We start from the raw sequence: 14,136 nt of genomic DNA, 5'->3' as shown, positions 1-14,136 counted from the left end.
GCGTCGCTTCGGCCCGAACGCGCACCAGCCGAGAGCCTCCCATGACCCGACAGCGCGAATTGAGGTTGAACGCCTTCCAGATGGCCGCGCCGGGCCATACCTGGGCCGGCCTGTGGCGCCATCCGCGCGACACCGGTTCGGATTACAATCGGCTCGATTACTGGGTGTCCCTCGCCCGCACCGCCGAGCGCGGCCTGTTCGACGGGGTCTTCCTCGCCGACGTTCTCGGCGTCTACGACGTCTACGGCGGCAACAGCGACGCGGCCGTCGCGCGGGCCGCGCAGGCGCCGAACGCCGACCCCTTCCTGGTGGTGCCGGCGATGGCGCAGGCCACGGAGCATCTCGGCTTCGGGATCACCGCCAACCTCACCTACGAGCATCCCTACGCATTCGCGCGCCGGGTCTCGACCCTCGACCACCTCACGGGCGGCCGGGTCGGCTGGAACGTCGTCACCGGCTACCTCGAGAGCGGCGCCAAGGGCATGGGACTCGCGGGCGCCCGCGCCCACGACACCCGCTACGAGGCGGGCGAGGATTTCCTCGAAGCGGCCTACAAGCTCTGGGAGGGCAGCTGGCAGGACGACGCGGTCCTGCGTGACCGCGCGCGCGGCCTCTTCGCGGATCCCGCCAAGGTGCACCGCGTCCTGCACGAGGGGCCCTATTACCGCGTCGACGGCCAGCATCTGAGCGAGCCCTCGCCCCAGCGCACGCCCGTGCTCTACCAGGCCGGCACCTCGTCGCGCGGGCGCCTGTTCGCGGCGCGCCACGCCGAGAGCATCTTCCTGAACGGCCACACCAAGGCGATCGCCGCACGCTCGGTGCGCAGCATCCGCGAGGGCGCGCGGGAAAGCGGGCGCGATCCCAACGACATCCTGATGTTCCTCGGCGCCACCGTGATCGTGGCGCCGACCCGGGCCGAGGCGCTCGACCTGCGCGACGAGTACGCGCGCTATCTCGACGTGGAGGGGCAACTCGCCCTGGTCTCGGGCTGGACCGGGATCGACCTGTCGCAGCTCGATCCCGAGGAGGCGCTGGCCTATGTCCGGACGAACGCGATGCAGTCGCTCGTCGAGAACCTGACGGTGCCGGGCGAGCGGCCCTTCACCTTGGCGGATTTCGCGGAGTTCGGGCCCCGCGGGGCACGCGCGCCCTTCATCGTCGGCTCGCCCTCGGAGGTCGCCGACGAATTGCTGTCCTGGGCCGAGGCGAGCGACGTCGACGGGTTCAACCTGACGCGGGTCGTCGCGCCGGAGACCCTGGAGGCCTTCGTCGATCTCGTGGTTCCGGAGTTGCAGTCGCGCGGCGCCTTCAAGGAGCGCTACCGGGAGGGGACCCTGCGCGAGAAGCTCTTCCCCGGTGCCGGCCCTCGCCTGAAGGACAGCCATCCGGGCGCGCGGTTCCGCGATCCGGGGAGACTCCGGCCGGCGGGGGGCCCCGCCGCTCTCCGGGCCACCGGCTGAGGCCCTGTTCCGGGGGCCTCGATCGAGGGCGGACCGACCTGGCGCGGGGCCTCCGGAGGGCGGCGCGCCGTGCGGCCGTCCCCCAGCGGGGCTTCAGCGGCGCGGCAGGGCGTGCAGCACCTTGAGGAAGACGTCGACATCCTCGCGGGTGTTGTAGAAGGCGAGCGAGGCGCGCACCGACTGGTCCACGCCGAAGCGGCGCAGGGCCGGCAGGGCGCAATGGTGGCCCGAGCGCACCGCGATGCCGTGCGCGTCGAGATGATGGGCCACCGCCTCGTTCTCCTGGCCCTCGATCACGAAGGACATCACGCTGGCCTTCTCGCGGGCCGTGCCGATCAGGCGCAGGCCCCTCACCTCGGCGAGGCCGCCTTGCGCGTAGTCGAGCAGGTCGTGCTCGTAGGCGGCGATCGCCGGGAGACCGACGCTCTCGAGGTAGTCGAGCGCCGCGCCGAGTCCCACCGCGCCCGCGATGTCGGGCGTGCCGGCCTCGAACTTCTCCGGCGCGCCCTTGTAGACGGTCTTCGTGAAGGTAACGTCGTGGATCATGTGGCCGCCCCCCTGCCAGGGCGGCATCGCCTCGAGCAGGTGCGCCTTGCCGTAGAGCGCGCCGATGCCGGTCGGCCCGAACACCTTGTGGCCGGAGAAGACCAGGAAGTCGGCGTCGAGCGCCTGTACGTCGAGGGGCATGTGCGGCGAGGATTGTGCCGCATCGACCAGCACCGGCACGCCGTAGGCGTGGGCGAGCGCGATGATCTCCCGCACGGGGTTCACGGTGCCGAGCGCGTTGGCCACGTGCGTCACCGAGACGATCTTGGTCCGGCCCGAGAGCAGGGCCGCGTATTGCTCGAAGATGATCTCGCCCCGGTCGTTGACGGGGATCACCCGGATCGTCGCGCCGGTGGCCTGGGCGAGCAGCTGCCAGGGCACGATGTTGGCGTGATGCTCGATCGTCGAGAGAATGATCTCGTCGCCCGGCCCGATATTCGCCCGCCCGTAGGAATTGGCGACGAGGTTGATCGCCTCCGTGGTCCCGCGCAGGAAGACGATGTCGTCCTTGGAGGGCGCGTTGAGGAAGCGGCGCACCGCCTCGCGTCCGCCCTCGAACAGGTCGGTGGAGCGCGCCGCCAGGGTGTGGGCGGCCCGGTGGATGTTCGAGTTGTGGCGGGCGTAGAACTCAGACGTGGCGTCGATCACGGCCTTCGGCTTGTGCGTCGTCGCCGCGTTGTCGAGCCAGACCAGCGGGTGGCCGTTCACGCTCTGGTGGAGTGCCGGGAAATCCCTGCGGACATGCTCCACGTCGAAGGGCGCCGCGACCGGGCTCGCGCCGTGGGAGGTCACGCGGGGCGCCGGGCCCCGGTGGCGGGAGGGCTCGACCCGGGGGCTTGCCGGCGCCTTGCGGGCCGGCCCGGGGCCGAGATTCAGGAAGTAGTAGTCGGAGGTCGGCGCCTCGGGCGCCCGCGAGAGGCGGCCGGTCCGCCCGAAATGCTCCTGCGCCTCGTCGACGCCCGCCCTCGACGGGTCGGCCGGCACCAGATGGGGGCTGAGCGCATGCGCGAAGGCGTTCGCGCGCGGGTGGTCCGCCGCGATCTGGCGGTACAGCTCCGGCCCGCCGGGGAGCGCGGCGGCGAGAGCCGGCGCGCTCGGCAGGGAGGTGGGAGCCCCCGGGAGCGAGAAGTCCGGCAGGCCCGACCGCGGGCTCGCCGGGTGGACCGGCGGGATCGCGGCGACGTCGAGGAAGGCCGGGCTCGCGGGGGCAAGGTTCGGGAGCGTCGGTCCGAACAGGCCGGGCAGGCCCGCCGGCGGCGCCCCGAACGAGCGGGCCGCCAGCGCGGAGGCATCGGGCTGCAGGCCGGAGGGCTGCCCCCCGGCCGGCGCCCCGGGGAGCCCCACGGAGGCGCTCGGCAGCGGCGCGCCGCCGGGTCCCTGCGGCAGCCCCTCGAAGCCCTGCGGGGCTTGCGGCCCCGAGGGCAGCGCCGGGGTGAAGGGCTGGCTTGCGGCCTGCCCCTGCCCGTAGATCTCGCGGGCGAGGCGCCCGACGAGATCCGCGTGGGCGCGCTCGCCCGCGACCCCCGAAGGGATGCCGGTCGGGAACGCCTCAGGCGTAGTCATGATAATTGCCGAGCAGCACGTTATCGAGGCGGGCGATCGCGTCCTCGACCAGGACGGCGGCCGAGAAGTAGCGGGTCACGAGGTGCGAGGCGATGGAGTGATCGTTGGTGCCCATGTAGCGCACCGACAGGCCGGGCTCGATCTCGCCGCTCACGCCGGACTTCTGCAGGCCCACCACGCCCTGCTCGCCCTCGCCGACGCGCAGGAGCAGGATCGAGGTGGTCTGCGCACCCGTAACCGGATCGGTATCGATCGACAGCTTGTCGCTCGGCACCAGGGGCACGCCGCGCCAGGTGATGAAGGGGGCGCCGAATAGGTGCACCACCACCGGCGGCACGCCGCGGCGTGTCGCCTCCCGGCCGAAGGCCGCGATGGCGCGGGGATGAGCCACGAAGAAGGCCGGCTTCTTCCACACCAGCGTCAGCAGCTCGTCGAGGTCGTCCGGGGTCGGCGGGCCGCCGCGGGTCGGGATGCGCTGGCGCGGGCCGGCCTCGTGCAGGAGGCCGAACTCGGAATTGTTGAGAAGCTCCCACTCCTCGCGCTCCTTCACCGCGTCGACGGTGAGGCGGATCTGCTCGCGCAGCTGATCGATCTCGTTCGAGTAGAGGTCGGTGACCCGGGTATGCGTGTTGAGGATCGTCTGGATCGTCGAGAGGTGGTACTCGCGCGGATCGATCTCGTAATCGACGAAGGTGGTGGGCAGGCGCGGCTCGCCCGCATGCACCGCCAGCAGCTCGATGCCCTGCTCGCCGTACGAATTCGTGTGGCCCTTGAGACGGTCGCGCTCCTCCTTGTACTGGGCGATCTTGGCGCCGATCGCCTCGTCCTCGATCGCCGCGCGATCGAGGGTGAGCAGGGTCACCGCCGAGAGGGCCTTCACGGCCGGCGCCGGTCCGGCCTCGCCGAGGAGATCGCCGTCACCGTAATAGTCGCCGCGGGTGGCGAGCCCCTGGCGCAGGCGGCCCTTGTAGGGGCCCGACAGGGTCAGCTCGACGGTGCCGTCGGCGACGATCGTGAGGCTGCGGCCGGCCGATCCCTCCTCGCTGATGACCTCGCCGGCCTGATGCCGGCTCTCCTTGAACCGACCCGCGAGGGCCGACAGCTCGGCATCGCCGAACCGGCTGAACAGCGGCACGGCCCGCAGGGACCCCGACCGGATCACGCGGCCGCCCTCCTCGCTCGCGATGTCGATGCGGCCGGGCTTGGCCAGCACCACCGCGCGGCGGTTGACCCGGTAGACGCCGCCCGGCACGTCCACGAAGGGCAGGAGGCGCAGCAGGAAGCGCGGCGTGTTGGCGGCGTTCTGGACCGATGTCACGGTCGCCGTCGCTAGATTGCGTGCAGCTGAAGCGCTCACGCTCAAACCCGGTCCGCTCATCGTCTCTCGTCTCCGTCTCGAAGGCACAGGGGGGCGGCCGCGGACGGGCCCTGGGCCCCGCCGGTTCGAACGTACCGCCAAGTGTTGTCACGCAAGGGCTCACGCTCAACACAGTCGAGGGACTGCGTCGAGGCTGCGATGTACTGGGGCGCACCGATCAGAACGCGCCTTTATCCTCAACTCGGCTGCCGCCGGAGCGACTTTAACCCGAGGATGATTCCCTCTAGCCTCGCCGCTGCGAGTCGGTCAATAAAATGATCTTCTAAAATATCGCCAGACGGTGGTACGTTATCGCTCAGGGGGGAATGATTGCAGGTTATCGTCCCATGTACTCGTCGCTCACTAGAAAATTTATCCAAGGGCCCGCGGCTTTGGCAGGGAAACTCGATCGTTTTTGCGGGGGAGGGTTTTCTCTGCCTTGACGTCGGTTCAGATGCCGTCGCCGAAGAACTGATCCATGCTGAGCGCCGGCTCCTCGTCCCGGGGGATTCTGGACACCACCCGTGCCGGCACTCCCGCGACGGTGGTGTGGGGCGGCACCTCGTGCAGCACCACCGCGGCGGCCGCGACCTTGGCGCCCTCGCCGACCCGGATGTTGCCGAGCACCTTCGCGCCGACGCTCAGGAGCACGCCGCGCTCGATCTTGGGATGACGGTCGCCGCTCTCCTTGCCGTTGCCCCCGAGCGTGACCGATTGCAGGATCGACACGTCGTCGGCGATCACCGTCGTCTCGCCGATGACGACGCCGGTGGCATGGTCGATGAAGACGCCCGAGCCGATCCTGGCAGCCGGGTGGATGTCGCAGCCGAAAACCTCGGAGATCCGGCTCTGGACATGGAGGGCGAGCGTCGCCCGGCCCTGATGCCAGAGCCAATGCGCGACCCGGTAGCCCTCGAGCGCGGCGAGCCCCTTGTAGAACAGGAACGGGTCGAGGTAGCGGCGGCAGGTCGGGTCGCGCTCGCGGATGGCGACGAGGTCGGCGACCGCGTGCGCCCCCGCATGCGGGTCGGCCTCGAAGGCCGCGAGGCAGAGGTCGCGCATCGAGAGCCGCGCGAGGTCGCCGTCGCCGAGCCGGTGCGCCAGGCGGTAGGCGAAGGCCTGGGCGAGGTTGCGCTGGTCCAGGATCGTCGCCTGGATGATGCCGGCGTAGAGCGGCTCCTCGATCAGGGCCGCCTCCGCCTCGGCGCGCAACTCCGCCCAGACCTCCGCCTCCGCGGTGCTTCGGCTCGTCGCGCGCAGCGGCGGCTGGATGACCGCACTCGTCGTCATTCGGATTTCTCCGGCCGCGCGAGGCCCGGCATCAATGCACCCGCCGGAACAGGTCCGGGAGGTAGCCCTGCAGGGTCTCGTGGCCGTCGAACTTCACGTCGACGGTGGCCGCGCGGCCGCCCTGGCCATGGATACCGACGATCCGGCCCCGCGCATTGCGCCAAATCCCGAGGGCCTCAGCGAGGTCGAGGCGGTCGAACACCACTTGATCTCCGGCCGTCATTGTCACTGAAGCCATGCTGTCGTCCTCCGTGTGCCGACGGATCGCGTTGGTCCGATCCTGTGATGAGGCATGCTCGATCCGGGTGGGTCCGGGGGGGCGGGAAAACTCTTCCGAGTGGCCGCGACGCTGAGAGAACAATCCGGTCGCGAAACCATCGCCTGAGAGCATGTTATTTGCTAAGTCCTTGTGCTGTATGAATATTTATGGAGAAGTCGCGGTTTTGCAAGCCTTGTCTCCCGTCAGATCCCACACTATCCCGAGCAGGGGGCGGCCCGCGTGGCGCCCCGCTCAACGACGCAGGACCCACCCATGAGCACCGACCCTTCACCGCTCGCGGGCGGTCTGCTGATCGGCCTCTCCGCCGCGATGCTCATTCTCCTGAACGGCCGTGTCGCGGGCGTCAGCGGCTTGGTGGCGAACCTCGCCCGGCCCCTCGGCGGGCGCTGGCTGGCCGACCTCGCCTTCATCCTCGGCCTGATCCTGGGGCCGCCACTCTTCATGCGGCTGTCCGGCCACTGGCCGGCGATGCGGATCGAGGCCGGCCTGCCGGTTCTGATCCTCGCGGGGATTCTCGTCGGCTTCGGGACCCGGCTCGGTTCGGGCTGCACCTCCGGCCACGGCGTCTGCGGCCTCGCCCGGCTCTCGCCGCGCTCACTCGCCGCGGTGCTTGTCTTCGTCGGGACCGGGATGTTGACGGTCGCCGCCGTCCGGGTGCTGTCGTGAGGCCCGCGTTGCGCACGCTCGCGGCGCTGGCCGCCGGACTCGTCTTCGGGTTCGGCCTGGCCCTCTCGGGGATGCTCGATCCCGCGCGGGTGCGCGGCTTCCTCGACGTGACGGGCGCCTGGGACCCGAGCCTCGTCTTCGTGCTCGGCGGCGCCGTCACGATCTCCGGACTCGGCTACGCGCTGTCGCGACGGCTCGCCCGTCCGGTGCTCGATACGGGCTTCGACCTGCCGCGGACGCGGCGGATCGATCCGCCGCTCCTCCTCGGCGCGGCCCTGTTCGGCATCGGCTGGGGGCTCGCCGGCTTCTGTCCCGGTCCCGCCGTCGCGGCGCTCTCGACCGGCGCGATCCCGGTCCTCGCCTTCGTGGCCGCGATGCTCGCCGGCATGGCGGCCCACGGCCTCCTTGGTTCTTCGGCGCGGAGCTCTGCGATCTCTACCTGACGGACGCTGCCGGCCGCGTGAAGGCCTCGACGCCGGCGATGGACCGCAGCCGCATCGAGTGGCACCTCGCAGCTGACGATCGCGGGGCTCCCGGGTCACCGCCTGCCGGGCGTCACAGCCCGCTATGCCCCGTGGCCGACGCAGCGCTGGTCGCCGCGGCGGATGCAGTCGCAGACGCAATCGCGGCGAGGCTGATCACTCGCGGCCCAAGCGAAGACCATATTCCTCGTCGTCTCCCGAACCATCCGTAGCGGTGGCCTCAAGGCGCCGTGGTTCCGAGGAGCGGCGTGGAGGATCGACCCAGCGCGAATCCTCACCCTCGGCCGCCGCAACAGGCTGGAGGCAGGTCGCTGACAGAGCCGTCTCAAGGGCTCGCTCAATCTGTATCTCGATCGGACCACCGCCGAGCGCCATAGCTGTAGCAACGAGTCCACACAGCGCCATGACGCTGGGTAGAATTGCTCGAACGAGGAGCATTCGCGTCTCCTGAATCTGCGGCTCAGTATGCCATTTGCTTGAGGCTTACTAAACGACAGCTTGATGGAGATGCGGCATTGTGGCCGGGAGAAGGCAATTGCTGAGCCTCTGCGGGCTCGTGATCACCACTCCACAGGCGGTGCTATAGCGGACCGAGACCGCGAAAAGCCCCGCCACGGCATGCGTGGCAGGGCCTTTGAACTCAACCCGTGGGTGATGGCTTAGTAGCCGCGACCGTAATAGCCCGGGCCGTAGCCCCGATCATAGGCGCCGGCTGCTGCGGCCCCTGCGGCGACGCCGGCAATGCCGAGCCCGACCGCCGCGCCGGTCGACAGGCCACGACGCCCACGGCGGTCGTAGCCCCGATCATGCCCGTAGCCCCGATCGTATCCTCGGCCGTAGCCACCATCACGGTAGCCGCCATAGCCACCACCGTAGCCATAGCCTTGCGCCTGTGCGCCCGTTGCGCCGAGAGCCCCTAAGGAAAGCGTCACGGCGGAGATGAGAGCGAGCTTACGCATCGGTTTCTCCTTCGCTGTTGCGTTGGGGGGCCAACACGATGCGATGGGATGTGTTCCGAACTTTTCTCGGGATGGCGTGGGATGGGTGACGCCGCAAAGGGCGCGCACGCCGTGATCGCGTGGCAGGTCTATTCCCCTCGATACCGTCTTGATGGTAGCGGCGGTCCTGAGGCGCATTCGCCAATGATATCCGGTCGTTTCCTCGACAGAGCGTCTCGCGATGTTGGGGTCGGTCTGTCAGGGCGAACTCTCATGGACCAGCTTCCTGACCGCCTTCCGTCTCATGAGGGGAAGCATCGACCGAAGGCAGCAAGCAGCCGCGGCGATCCCCAGAGGCGCAGGCTACCGGTGGTCAGCAGGCGGACGAGGCTGACCTCCCGGTTGAGGAACCGCACCCATTTCGAACCATCAATGGTGATGCGCAGGTCCGGTCTATCGACGTAACCATCGGAAACCGCGATCCGTTGGTTGCGGATCACGACTGTCGCTTGTGCCGCCTCACGGCCTGTAAATGCGAAGTGGTACACTGCCGACAGGTCGCCCGCCTTGCCCGGCTGGAATGACAGCGGCATGCCGACCAGAAATCCTTTGACCGAGGACGCGTGGGCGCTCTGGCGCACGAAGCGGATGCGCTTATGCGGAAAGCGGCGCGCCACGTGGTCGGCCGCGTCGCTGCCTCGCACAACGTAGACCGGTTCGGTCTTGTTCTTGAGCGGGTCAACGATGGCGCGAAGATGCTGGGCCTTGTCGGCGCGATAAGGCCCGATCACATCCTCGCCCGCCGGACAGACGGCGATGCAGTAGGCTGCGTTGTAGTTCGGGCCGTAAGAAAGGCTCTGCCAGCGCGTCACCGTCTCCGCATAGCTGTGCTTCGCGCGGTAGTCCGCCGCCGAGCGGCTCTCCGCGACGTCCTCGACGAAATTGACGAAGCCGCCCATGAACTGCTGATAATTGTGATTCAGGCAGGCCGAAAAATCGAAATAGCCATCGGGCTTTAGAGCGCCGACCGGGCAGGCTGCCACGCACAATTTGCACGAGAGGCAGGGATTGTAGTCCAGCGGCGCCCCGACCTCATCGACCTCAGCCGCGACAAGCAGCGTGTTCAGCAGCACGAACGAGCCGAAGCGTGGATGGATCAGGCTCCTGTGAATGCCCATCCGGCCCAGGCCCGCGGCCTCCGCCACGCGCTTGTGTGAGACGACCCAGGCACGCTGGGGAAAGTCGTCCATCTCCATCGGGAAGGCCATGGCCGGATTGAGCGCGCGAATGCCGGCATCCTCCAGCCGACGCACGATCCGACGGGCGACCTCGTCAAGCTCGTGACCCGAGGCATGGAACTCCAGGTTGGCGATCGAACGAGCCGGTGAGCGGACCGGCTCACGGTGCATGCGCCCGACCAAGGCGAGCAGGGTGCGGGTAGCCGGAAACGCTTTCGTGACGAACGGCGCATCCTCCTGCAGTGCCGGGTCCTCGATCGACACGAGCCCGCAATCGTCGGCGCCGCACACCTGTGCGAGCGCCAGAAGTTCGCTGCTGCGCAGCCTTGGGACGCCGCCCTGATCAGCGGTGACGTTGAGACGGACGGTCGGCACCTGCGGCGCGAGCGCGGTCATCGCGCCGTCATCCCGGCCATGACCTTGCCCATCATGAGTACCCGACCGGGACGCGGCAGCGGCTTGAGGCCGGTCTCCAGCGCCTTGGCGAGAAAGCCCGGGCGAACCGTCGTCCGTCGTCCGAGCGCATGCAGGCTCCCGACCGCAACGTCGTCTGGGGTCTGGCCAGAGGTGATCCGCATCGCGGCGCGCTGTCCAAAGCCGCTCAGGACCGGGCCGGGTGCCGAAGCTAGGACATCGACACCATGCGATCGCAACTCGGCGTGCAGGCCCTCCGCCAGGGTCTGCACATAGGCCTTCGTCGCGGCATAATTGGCTGCCCGAGGAACGCCTTGAAACGCGACGAGCGAACTCATCAGGACGATGCCGCCGCGCCCGCGCTCGACGAACCGCCGCGCGAAGGTGTGTGTCAACTGCGCCAGCGCGCGGCAATTGACGTCGATCATGCTCAACTCCGCCTCAAGATCGCCGTCGATGAACGGTCCGGACGTGCCGTACCCGGCCGCGGCGATGAGCAAGCCAACGTCGTGGCCGGCTGTCGCCTTCGCCACGCGCCTCACCTGTTCACCGTCGGAGAGATCGGCTGCGAGCACCTGACCATCGATCGCGTGGTGGCTGCGAAGCTCGTGCGCGAGTTCGGCCAGCGCCACTTCCCGGCGAGCCACCAGGATAAGATCGAAGCCGGCTTCCGCGAGGCGTCGGGCGAAGGCGCGTCCGATGCCGTCGGAAGCGCCGGTCACGAGGGCCGCCGGACCGTACCGATCGCAGAGTCTTGGACGTGTTCCGAAGCGCGCCCTGGAATGTGGCATAGGGCCAACCCGCCAATCTAAGATGTCGATCGACATCCATTTGCTAGGATGTCACCGATCATCTAAATGTCAACTGGCACCTGGCGAGGAGAGTTGAGATGCGCATGTCCAAAGAGGCCGCAGCCGCCAGCAAGGTCCGCATCATCGAAGTCGCTTCACGCCTGCTGCGGGAGCGTGGGATCGAGGCGACCAGCATTGCCGACGTGATGGCAGCGGCCGGAATGACGCACGGTGGCTTCTACAAGCACTTCCAGTCCAAGGATGAGCTTGTCACTGCGGCGTTGGACGCGGCGTTTGCCAGCCATGTGGAACGCTTCGACCGGCGTCGTGAGGAGAACGGGACACAGGCAGCACTCGACGCCTATGTTGACGAGTACCTGTCGCCCGAGCACGTCACCCATGCGGGCTTCGGTTGTCCGGTGGCGGCGTTGGGAGCCGATGCGGGCCGCAGTTCCGCGGTTGTATCCTCTGCATTCTCGCGTGGGACCGAAGACATCATCGAGCGCTACGTCAGATCGGCACCCGCCGGATCAGACGTGACCACAAGCCGTCGGGCGGCAATCCGGCGTCTAGCCGCGATGGTGGGAGCTGTCGTCATCGCGCGCGGCGTCGGACCAGGCGCACTCTCGGGCGAGGTTCTCGCAGCCGTCTCAGAGATGGAAAACTTCCCTCTGGTTCCGCGTCCTTCCAGGACGTCATAGGGCGGGGCACTGGCCGCAGATCGGCGCCGACAATGCGCTTTGCTCGAGCCGCCAGATGAAGACGATGGAGCGCTGTGGCCTCTGGTCCGTCTGCAGTGGCACCGGACCATCACGAGCGCGAGCCACACGTGCGCTTCCGCGAGCCGGGCAGCTCCACAAGGTCAGCCAACGAACGGCACTGCGCTCCTGAGCCGACCCTGGATCTCAGGGGCTCGGCACGATCTCGTCGTCGTCGAGCCGAAGCGACCAGACCATGGCGCCATCCGCACCGGTGAGCCAAACCAAGTTGATGTCGTCGGTGGTCAGGAAATCACCCTCGGCCAAGGCGGCACTCACGGCCTCGGAGGCACTGGCAGCCTTGATAACTTTCACCGACGTAACGTGATGGGTGATCAGGCCGTTCGGCTCGCGCCAGCCGCGGTGCAGGTGAAACGTGCTCATAGACGAGCTGCCGGCGTGGTCTGTCCGTTCGTCTGCTCGATCCCGTCTCTCACAGCATCCTCCTGTGGCGGCGCTCCAAGATGTCGCCTCTGCCGGACCACTGCCCTTCGAACCGACGGCCCTGAGGACCCATCGCTTCTGACCCTGGCGACCGGACCCTTATCCGAGGCCAGGACACAGTTACAGCGCCGGCCTGTCTGCCGCCGAGCCGCCTTGGCTCCGGCGTACGCTCTTGACAAGGTCGGGTATGTTGAACCGTGAGATCTGCATGGTCAGCGTTGCGATGGAGCAATGCGAGGATGACCCGCGGCGCTTCCGTTGGCTTCTGCCGCAGGTCATCGCGAAGGACGATCAGCGCGTCGCGGCCGTCGCTGCCGAGCACCAGTCTGCCGCTTGGGTTGGCGCCATACATGCCGGTTCGAGCGCCATCCTGGTGAGCGACGACCGGCGCAAGCATCCAGGTCCCGACGACCTCCCGGGCTGTCTGCGCATCCGCTTCAGGAACAGGGACGAGGCAGACACGGCTGATACGGCGGCGACCGACGCAACGAGGCCGTTCATGGCGCCTCTCCCGAGCTGAGTGCCGGGAGCGCGCCTTTGGTCGACGCGCTGCGGCGTCCGAGCCTACCGCTCCGTCTGCGGCAGGCCGGACGCGATCTCGGTGTGCGCTACGTCCTGACCGGCAGCGTCCGCCGGGCGGGCGAGCGCATCCGCGTCAATTCACAACTGGCCGATGCAACGAGCGGCGCGCAGATCTGGTCCGATCGCTTCGAGAGCGACCGCAACACCTTCGCGGAACTGCAGGACGAGCTGATTGCGCGCCTCGCCCGCACCCTCGACCTCGAACTAACGGAAGCGGAAAGCCGGCGCGCTCAGAAGGAGCGGTCCGAGAACCTTGATGCGAGCGACATCGCGATGCGCGGCTGGTCGGTGCGCAACCGCCCGATCACGCAGCAGCAGCTGGCGGAGGCTCAGGATCTCTTCGAGCAGTCCCTGCGCCTCGATCCGCGCCTTGCCCATGCACAGATCGGACTGGCTCGGACCCTAGCTGCCAAGGTCAACGTGCGCTGGTCGACCTCTCAGGAAACGGACCTCACGCGCGCCGAGGCCCTGAACAGCGAGGTGCTCGCCACCCACCCCGGCGACGCCATGGCGCGCGACCTTCGCCTCATGGAAGCAGCAGGGGGGTCCGCTCGGAGATGTCGGGCGCGCTGCCCGAATGCGCCTTGATCGCCCCGCTCGGGCCGATCCGAACGAGGGGGCATGTCGTGTCCAGACGTGCGTGTTCCGCCCGATGGTGACGATGGGTTCCGGTCGAAGGTGATGGAGGTTTCCAGCGCAAGGTGATGGCGGTGTCCGGTCCGGGATGATGGCCGGTTCCGGTGATCGTGATGGCGGCGCGACCGCCCTTCTTGCTGGCAGTCTGCAGCTCTGGGTTCGCGCTCGGCTCCTCTGGTCCTGGCTGATCCTCTCAATCAGCCCGGTTCGAACCCAGCCGGTCAGCTCAGTCCCGAGGTGCGAGCGGCGCGACGAGGGCCGACGCCGGTTCGCTGAAATGATGCGGAGGTGTAGGCTCACACCGATGCTGACCTTGCTCCGCAACTTTCTGACCAACACCCGGTCTTTGGAGGCCAGCCTCCATGCCGAACTGAGGGCGATGGAAGAGCGGCTCTCGCGGCGTATGTTTGTCATCGAGCAACGGCTGGACGCGAACGAGCAAGCCCTGCGCCAGCTCGGCCACAAGGTCGCGCGCCTTGAGGGTCGCGCATCTGTGCTAGCGGCGAGGATCGCGAATGAGGAGAACGACCCGGCCGAGTGATGCGCGGCAAAAGAGTCGAGACCGATTCAGGCTGATCGGGCGGTCCCCCGACTGCACAGCTTGCCATCGGGATGGTGACGGTTCCTGCGCTCTACGGTTGAGCGAGACACCTCGTTAGCGGACGCTGTCCGCAGCAGAGGTGGACGATGG

15 protein-coding genes are annotated in these 14,136 nt (G+C 68.4%); 7 read left to right on the top strand and 8 right to left on the bottom strand.

Annotation, left to right across the window (positions count from 1 at the left end):
* The first annotated feature begins 41 nt into the window (after positions 1 to 41).
* Positions 42 to 1,460: an LLM class flavin-dependent oxidoreductase gene (locus F6X51_RS18110; protein ID WP_150965083.1), complete on the top strand. Its 1,419-nt coding sequence runs from the start codon at positions 42 to 44 to the stop codon at positions 1,458 to 1,460.
* Between the two features lie 93 nt (positions 1,461 to 1,553).
* Here the strand turns inward: F6X51_RS18110 and F6X51_RS18105 are convergent, their stop codons facing one another.
* From F6X51_RS18105 to F6X51_RS18090, 4 genes are all read right to left on the bottom strand, one after another.
* On the bottom strand, positions 1,554 to 3,569 hold the full coding sequence (locus F6X51_RS18105; RefSeq protein ID WP_150965082.1) for a family 2A encapsulin nanocompartment cargo protein cysteine desulfurase: 2,016 nt from the start codon (positions 3,567 to 3,569) through the stop codon (positions 1,554 to 1,556).
* Positions 3,556 to 4,947 carry a family 2B encapsulin nanocompartment shell protein gene (locus tag F6X51_RS28925; RefSeq protein WP_150965081.1) on the bottom strand — a complete coding sequence of 464 codons (1,392 nt, stop codon included), beginning with the start codon at positions 4,945 to 4,947 and terminating at the stop codon, positions 3,556 to 3,558. The genes F6X51_RS18105 and F6X51_RS28925 overlap by 14 nt, the downstream gene beginning before the upstream one ends.
* A 429-nt stretch (positions 4,948 to 5,376) precedes the next feature.
* The gene (cysE, locus tag F6X51_RS18095; RefSeq protein WP_150965080.1) at positions 5,377 to 6,216 is read right to left on the bottom strand and encodes a serine O-acetyltransferase; all 840 of its coding nucleotides are present in this window, start codon (positions 6,214 to 6,216) and stop codon (positions 5,377 to 5,379) included.
* Positions 6,217 to 6,247: 31 nt separating this feature from the next.
* Positions 6,248 to 6,454, bottom strand: a complete 207-nt coding sequence (locus tag F6X51_RS18090) for a hypothetical protein (protein WP_150965079.1) — start codon at positions 6,452 to 6,454, stop codon at positions 6,248 to 6,250.
* Positions 6,455 to 6,715: 261 nt separating this feature from the next.
* Here F6X51_RS18090 and F6X51_RS18085 point away from each other — a divergent pair, with 261 nt between their 5' ends.
* Positions 6,716 to 7,162, top strand: coding sequence for a YeeE/YedE family protein (locus F6X51_RS18085; RefSeq protein ID WP_281407650.1), 447 nt, complete (start codon positions 6,716 to 6,718; stop codon positions 7,160 to 7,162).
* Positions 7,163 to 7,170: 8 nt separating this feature from the next.
* Positions 7,171 to 7,605 (top strand): DUF6691 family protein, encoded by a 435-nt coding sequence (locus F6X51_RS18080; RefSeq protein WP_407658615.1) that lies wholly within the window; start codon positions 7,171 to 7,173, stop codon positions 7,603 to 7,605.
* A gap of 698 nt (positions 7,606 to 8,303) precedes the next feature.
* Here the strand turns inward: F6X51_RS18080 and F6X51_RS18075 are convergent.
* The 3 genes from F6X51_RS18075 to F6X51_RS18065 all read right to left on the bottom strand — a co-directional run bounded on the left by F6X51_RS18075 (position 8,304) and on the right by F6X51_RS18065 (position 10,956).
* Positions 8,304 to 8,603, bottom strand: coding sequence for a hypothetical protein (locus tag F6X51_RS18075; RefSeq protein ID WP_150965076.1), 300 nt, complete (start codon positions 8,601 to 8,603; stop codon positions 8,304 to 8,306).
* A gap of 281 nt (positions 8,604 to 8,884) precedes the next feature.
* Positions 8,885 to 10,216 carry an SCP2 sterol-binding domain-containing protein gene (locus F6X51_RS18070; protein ID WP_150965075.1) on the bottom strand — a complete coding sequence of 444 codons (1,332 nt, stop codon included), beginning with the start codon at positions 10,214 to 10,216 and terminating at the stop codon, positions 8,885 to 8,887.
* Entirely contained in the window at positions 10,213 to 10,956 is a 744-nt protein-coding gene (locus F6X51_RS18065; RefSeq protein ID WP_246696876.1) for an SDR family NAD(P)-dependent oxidoreductase, read from the bottom strand. The genes F6X51_RS18070 and F6X51_RS18065 overlap by 4 nt, the downstream gene beginning before the upstream one ends.
* Before the next feature lie 167 nt (positions 10,957 to 11,123).
* On the opposite strand from F6X51_RS18065, the gene F6X51_RS18060 reads away from it, so the two are divergent.
* Positions 11,124 to 11,726: a TetR/AcrR family transcriptional regulator gene (locus F6X51_RS18060; RefSeq protein WP_150965074.1), complete on the top strand. Its 603-nt coding sequence runs from the start codon at positions 11,124 to 11,126 to the stop codon at positions 11,724 to 11,726.
* Positions 11,727 to 11,930: 204 nt separating this feature from the next.
* On the opposite strand, the gene F6X51_RS18055 is transcribed toward F6X51_RS18060, so the two are convergent.
* Entirely contained in the window at positions 11,931 to 12,167 is a 237-nt protein-coding gene (locus F6X51_RS18055) for a hypothetical protein (RefSeq protein WP_150965073.1), read from the bottom strand.
* Positions 12,168 to 12,435: 268 nt separating this feature from the next.
* Between F6X51_RS18055 and F6X51_RS18050 the strand changes: the two genes are divergently transcribed.
* The 3 genes from F6X51_RS18050 (at position 12,436) to F6X51_RS18040 (ending at position 13,986) form a co-directional block, all read left to right on the top strand.
* Positions 12,436 to 12,747: a hypothetical protein gene (locus F6X51_RS18050; protein ID WP_150965072.1), complete on the top strand. Its 312-nt coding sequence runs from the start codon at positions 12,436 to 12,438 to the stop codon at positions 12,745 to 12,747.
* A 17-nt stretch (positions 12,748 to 12,764) separates the two neighbouring features.
* Positions 12,765 to 13,397 carry a hypothetical protein gene (locus F6X51_RS18045; RefSeq protein WP_150965071.1) on the top strand — a complete coding sequence of 211 codons (633 nt, stop codon included), beginning with the start codon at positions 12,765 to 12,767 and terminating at the stop codon, positions 13,395 to 13,397.
* A 352-nt stretch (positions 13,398 to 13,749) separates the two neighbouring features.
* A complete protein-coding gene (locus F6X51_RS18040; RefSeq protein WP_150965070.1) occupies positions 13,750 to 13,986 on the top strand; it encodes a hypothetical protein in 237 nt (78 codons plus the stop codon).
* The last annotated feature ends 150 nt before the right edge of the window (positions 13,987 to 14,136 follow it).

This window comes from Methylobacterium planeticum (genome assembly GCF_008806345.1).
Classification (GTDB): Bacteria; Pseudomonadota; Alphaproteobacteria; order Rhizobiales; family Beijerinckiaceae; genus Methylobacterium; species Methylobacterium planeticum.
Note: the sequence above shows the minus strand (reverse complement) of the source record. Positions and strands in the feature narration are given on the sequence as shown.